At 68.6% G+C, this 4,838-nt stretch carries 3 protein-coding genes; 2 read left to right on the top strand and 1 reads right to left on the bottom strand.

Annotated features, from left to right (window positions below):
- Together ABD172_RS03175 and ABD172_RS03170 are read left to right on the top strand one after the other, a co-directional pair.
- On the top strand, positions 1-2,166 hold a 2,166-nt coding region (locus ABD172_RS03175; RefSeq protein ID WP_344306867.1), incomplete at its 5' end, for a hypothetical protein.
- Between the two features lie 581 nt (positions 2,167-2,747).
- Positions 2,748-3,773, top strand: a complete 1,026-nt coding sequence (locus ABD172_RS03170) for a hypothetical protein (RefSeq protein WP_344306865.1) — start codon at positions 2,748-2,750, stop codon at positions 3,771-3,773.
- Positions 3,774-3,995: 222 nt separating this feature from the next.
- Here ABD172_RS03170 and ABD172_RS03165 read toward each other — a convergent pair.
- A partial coding sequence (locus ABD172_RS03165) for a tRNA pseudouridine synthase A (protein WP_344306863.1) occupies positions 3,996-4,838 on the bottom strand: 843 nt, incomplete at its 5' end.

The raw sequence follows: 4,838 nt of genomic DNA, 5'->3' as shown, positions 1-4,838 counted from the left end.
GTCCGGAACCGCGCCGACCGGCGGGACCGCGCCGACGGGCGGGACCGCCGGAAACGGCGGGGGCCGGCGATGAACGCGGCACAGCGGCGCAACTCCGACCGGCTGCTCGGGTGGCTCACCACCGCGGTCGTCGGGGTGTTCGTGCTCGTCCTCGTGGGGATGGGGCTCGTGCGCCTCGCGGGGCAGGACTCCGCACGGCCGGACGTGGCCCGGGGGCCGGCGGTGTTCGTCGGCGTCTCCGGGCTCACGTTCGAGGACATCGACCCCGACCGGATGCCGCACCTGTGGTCGCTCGTCGCCGACGGCTCGATCGGGACCGCGACTCCCCGCAGCGTGCGGTCGACGAGCTGCCCCATCGACGGCTGGCTCGCGGTCGGGTCCGGCAGACGCGCCGCCGATGCCGAGGCATCGTACTGCCGGGAGCCCGAATCGCCGGCGGGGAACGAGGTCCCCGACTGGGACGTGTACCTCGAACGGGTCGAGGCGGACAATTACGACGCACAACTCGGGGCACTCGCCGAGGCGGTCCCCTCCGTCGCCGCGATCGGTCCCGGTGCCGCGATCGCCGCCGCGGATGAGGAGGGCCGTGTCGACACGTGGTCGTCGATCGACGAGGACCTCTCCGATCAGGTGTCCACGGTGCTCGGCGACGGCCACGAGGTGCTCCTCGTCGACCTCGGGAACACGGAACGGTCCGGGTACTCCCTCCTCCAGCTCGACGAACGGATCGGGCAGATCCGGGAGGCGACGGACGCCGCGGGTGCCGAACTCCTCGTGTCCTCGATCGCGGACGGGCGCACCGATACGAGCAGCATGCAGTTCACGGCTGCGGTCGGCGGACAGTTCGGGCGGGGCATCCTCACCTCGGAGTCGACCCGGCAGCCGGGCCTCGTGCAGACGACCGACATCCTGCCGACGCTCCTGCAGCAGGCGGACGTCCCGGACGATCCGAACCTCGCCGGTGCCGTCATGGTGTCCGAACCCGGTGGGACGACCGCGGCCAGGTACCAGCAGATGCTCGACCGGCAGGTGGCGGTGAGCACGCAGGCGGCGCTCGCGGCGTGGTTCTACCCGATCATCGGAGTCCTCCTCATGGGGTTGCTCGGTGTCGCGTGGACCGTCGTCCGCGTCGAGCGCCGAGCCGGACGGGACGGGGTGTCCGCGATCCGGCGCTCGCTGCGCACCGTCGGCCTCTTCTTCGCGGCGACCCCCGTCGCGACGTTCCTCGTGAATCTCGTGCCGTGGGAGAGGTCGACGAGCCCGGACGTCGCGATGCTCGCGGCACTCGCCGGGTTCGCGCTCCTCATCGCGCTCGGCGGGCTGCTCGGACCGTGGCGCAGGCATCCGCTCGGACCGTTCGGATTCGTCTCCGTCGTCACCGTCCTCACGCTCACGGTCGACGTCCTCACCGGGTCACGACTGCAGATGTCGACCCTCCTCGGGGAGCCGCTGCTCATCGCCTCACGGTTCTACGGGATCGGGAACTCCGCGCTCGCGCTCTACTGCACCGCACTCGTCATGGTGCTCGTGACGGTGTGTGCGTTCGTGCGTGGGACGGACGCCCGGGCCCGCACCCTCCGGGTCGGATTCGTCGTCGCGGCGCTCGTGCTCTCGTGCGTCCTCCTCGCGACCCCCGGTCTGGGAACGAAGTTCGGTTCGGTGCCGACCCTCATCTCCGGGCTCGCGGTGTTCGCCCTCGCGGTCGCGGGGATCCGTGCGACGGTGCGGAACGTCCTCCTCATCGCGGGGTCCGCGGGCGCGGTCATGCTCGTCGCCCTCGTCGGCGACTGGTTGCGACCGGCGGACCAGCGCACCCACTTCGGCCGGTTCTTCGACTCCGTGCTCTCGGGTGAGGCCGGGGCGATCCTCCTGCGGAAGATCGACATGAACATCGGGATCCTCACACAGAGCTGGGCGACGGTGCTCCTGCCGCTCGTCATCGCCCTCGTGTTCTGGGTCCTCCTGCGGCCGAGCCGGTTCGGCGTCCCGGGACTGCCCCGGCTCTACGCGCAGTACCCCCTCGTGAGAGCCGGACTCGTCGCGCTCCTCGTCCTCCTCACGGTCGGCACGATCATCAACGACTCCGGGATCGTCGTCCCCGCCGTCGGCATCCTCTACGCGGTGCCGCTCTTCGCACACCTCGCCGGCCAGAACACCCCCCGCTGACGCCGTTCGCTGTCGCCGAAGTCGCGATTCCCTGCGGGCCCATCCCGCGAAGTCGCGATTCCCGTCGCCCCCACTCTTCGACATCGCGATCCCCGTCGCCCCCACTCTTCGACATCGCGATTCCCGTCGCCCCCACCCGTTGAAGTCGCATTTGAATGCTGGGTTTCGCCAAAACTCAGCACTCAACTGTGATTTCGACCCCCGCCACCGACGCCAATCGCACACTCAGCGACACCAACACCTACTCCCCCGCGTCCACACCCACCGCGCACCCCTCGCCCCCTTGCCACCGAGATCGCGATTCCCTGTGGGCCCCTCTTCGAGTTCTCACTTCCCTGCGCCCACCACGCTGAGATCGCCATTCCGTTCGCCTCGCAGTTCGAAGTCGCAATTGAATGTCTGGATTCGCCGAAACCGAGCAATCGAATGCGATTTCTGCCCCCGTGACCGACGCCAATCGAGTACTCGGCACGCCCTCACGCCTCCCCACGAACGACACTCTCGTCGCACTCGAACGCCATTTGATGAGGTTTGATGCCTTTCTATTCACTTTGGTCACAAAATGCGCGATTCTCGACACCATGACTGCTCAGAATCTCTCCTTCAATGGCCACCGCATCGTGCATCCTGTCGAGAACTGCACGCGTGAACTCGCGGCGATCGACGTACGCGTCCCCATCAGAGTGGATGACGCTCATCGCCGAGGCATCTCGACCTATGCCACTTCGTCGCGCGGATCGATGGACCGGCAGGTCTTCGGCGTCCGGATGAGCGACTCCAGGCAGGAGACGCTCTATGCACCGGCGTGGGCGGACTCGACATGGATCGAGATCCACGAACGCGCCCGCGCAGTCCAGCTCGTCAGACCGGAGAGCGTTCTCGTGGGTGCCGCAGCAGGAGTTCTCCTCGGGTTCGCGCTTCCGCGTCGTCTCGAACTGGCTGCACGGGAGCGCATCGACATCGCGGTGCCGACCGACCTCCCTGTGATTCGGCGTCAGGGCATTCGAGGCCGCCGGTTCTCACACCTCGCACCCGCAGACTTCTTCGGAGTCCGCGTCGATTCGGTCACGAACGTCATCGCCTCCCTCGCCGGTGACCTCACGGAGTACGAGGCGACTGCCGTGCTCGACGGAGTCGTCGGCCCGTTCCGTTCGTCGCCGGTGATGTCGAGGACCGAGATCGCGGACGCTCTTCACGCCCACCTCCGTTACCGCGGCAAACGTGTACTCATGTCAGCACTCGCTCGAGCCCGGGACAACGTCCGGTCGCCGCGGGAGACCACACTCCGACTGCAGATCGTCGACGCGGGATTGCCGGAACCACGGATCGCGGCACCTGTCCATCTCCGCGAGACCCCGTCACCCGTCCACCCCGACCTCAGCTACGAGGACGAAATGATCGCGATCGAGTACGACGGTCGCGGCCATTGGAACGAGGACCAGCGCACATACGACTCCACGCGATACGCCCAGCTCAGCGCAGCCGGTTGGCTCGTCCTCACCGTCACGAAGCAGACCGACATGGGCCAGTGGCTCGATGCACTGCGAAAGCACCTCGGCGCACGCCGCGGGCTCGCAGCGATCCGCCGACTACGCAGAAGCGCGTGAACCCGACAGGTGGGTGCGATACGAGAGTCAACCGCCCGGACAGGATTGATGCGACCGACCGAGTGCTCGATTCGCGTCGGTTTCCCACCCTCACATCGCAATTGAATGTCATGATTCGGCGAAACCCCGCACACAATTGCGATCTCGAGGGGCTCCGCCGAAGAGAAATGCGATCTCGACGGGTGGAGCACAGGGAATCGCGACCTCGGCGACAGTGAATGGCTAGGTACGGCGGGCCCGGGTGAGGTCGGCGCGCTCGGCCCATTCCTCCGCGGTCGCGGGGTACGCGATGTCCTCGAGCACGAGGCCGTGGGCGGGCATGACGAACATCGGCCCGAGCGCCGCCTTGCGTGCAGCGTCGTCCACCGTGGCGTCGGTCGCCCCGACGCCGCGCCCCACGGCACCCCCTTCCCGAGGCGCCCCATCGACACCACGAGCCGTCGCCGACGACTCGGCCAGGCTTCCGGCACCCACGCCGCCGCTGCTCGCGAACACCGGAGCCTCCGCCTGCGCGACGAGCTCCGCCGGACGGGTCACGGGCCATTTCCCGCTCCCCACCTTCACGAGCCCGCCGACCGTCGCACGCACCATGTGATGGCAGAAGGCGTCGGCCTGCAACGTGAGGACGATGACACCGTCGCGATCCCGCTCCACGTCGAGGCGCTGCAGGGTCCGGATCGTCGTCGCCTCGGCACGGGGCTTGCAGAACGGCAGGAAGTCGTGGAGACCGAGGAGTTCAGCCGCGGCGCGCGCCATGCTCTCGGCGTCGAGCTCCCCGCGATGCACCGTCGTGCAGTCGACGAGGAGCGGGTCGAGGAAGGACCTCTCGTCCGCGAGCCGGTACGTGTAGGTGCGGGAGAGCGCCGCGAAGCGGGCATCGAAGGCGGGATCGACCTCGGTGACGCCGTGGACGACGATGTCGGGCGCCTCGGCGGCGGCGAGGACCCCGCGCACTCGGGAGGCGAGGGCCTCTCCCCCGCTGCGGCCGCTCCGGCCGATGATCTTCCCCACCGCTTCGGGCGGGAGATCGAGGTGGACGACCTGACGGCGGGCGTGGACGCCGGC

This window comes from Brevibacterium samyangense, from assembly GCF_039529845.1.
GTDB classification, from domain to species: Bacteria; Actinomycetota; Actinomycetes; order Actinomycetales; family Brevibacteriaceae; genus Brevibacterium; species Brevibacterium samyangense.
This window is presented reverse-complemented; position numbering and strand designations above follow the sequence as displayed.

Bases quoted from the DNA above. Each gene is read 5' to 3' on its own strand.
- ABD172_RS03170 (WP_344306865.1), top strand. From the start codon at position 2,748: ATGACTGCTCAGAATCTCTCCTTCAATGGCCACCGCATCGTGCATCCT.